Origin of the sequence: Pseudomonas fluorescens (assembly GCF_902497895.1) — a bacterium.
Classification (GTDB): Bacteria; Pseudomonadota; Gammaproteobacteria; order Pseudomonadales; family Pseudomonadaceae; genus Aquipseudomonas; species Aquipseudomonas fluorescens_BP.
Window position 1 is genome coordinate 1 of the sequence record NZ_CABVHQ010000164.1, and the last position, 704, is coordinate 704.

The window sequence follows — 704 nt, forward strand, 5'->3', positions numbered from 1 at the left end:
TTTGCCTGAAAGAACCCGTTGCCTGATTTGACGACCGCTTCGCGGTCGAACGCAGCCTCGCAAGGCTCGGCAGCTGCTACGGCCTCTACAGTGAATCCTGTGATCGCGATTTAACAGATTGACGGTATGCACCAGATTACGACCGCTTCGCGGTCGAACGCAGCCTCGTGCTGCTCGGCAGCTGCTACGGGCTCTACAGTGAATCCTGTGATCGCGATTTAACAGAATGACGGTATGCACCAGATTACGACCGCTTCGCGGTCGAACGCAGCCTCGCGCAGCTCGGCAGCTGCTACGGGCTCTACAGAGGGTGACGGGCTATTTAGGCTTGTGCATACTGGCCAGCCTTTTTAGCCCTTTTCGAGGAATCGCCCATGTTTAAAGTCAACGAGTACTTCGACGGCACCGTCAAGTCGATTGCCTTCGGCACCACCGAAGGTCCGGCCACCATCGGCGTCATGGCCCCGGGCGAATACGAATTCGGCACCAGCCAGCGGGAGATCATGCACGTAGTGTCTGGCGCACTGACCGTCAAACTGCCAGACAGCAGCGACTGGGAAACCTTCGCCGCCGGCAGCCAGTTCAACGTACCGGCCAACAGCAAGTTCCAGTTGAAGGTTGCGGTCGACACCGCTTATCTGTGCGAATACCGCGGCTAAAACCTGAAACAGGGTTTTTGTGGCACATACAAAAATGCCCGTATC

The 704-nt window shown here is 57.0% G+C and carries 1 protein-coding gene; it reads left to right on the plus strand.

Translation table 11 applies throughout. The annotated features are described in order from the left end of the window. The first annotated feature begins 374 nt into the window (after positions 1-374). A complete protein-coding gene (locus F8N21_RS30350; protein ID WP_085725017.1) occupies positions 375-659 on the plus strand; it encodes a pyrimidine/purine nucleoside phosphorylase in 285 nt (94 codons plus the stop codon). Positions 660-704 lie beyond the last annotated feature (45 nt).

What these genes read in the sequence shown, in the direction of transcription:
- F8N21_RS30350 (WP_085725017.1), top strand. Translation starts at nt 375, where the DNA reads ATGTTTAAAGTCAACGAGTACTTCGACGGCACCGTCAAGTCGATTGCC.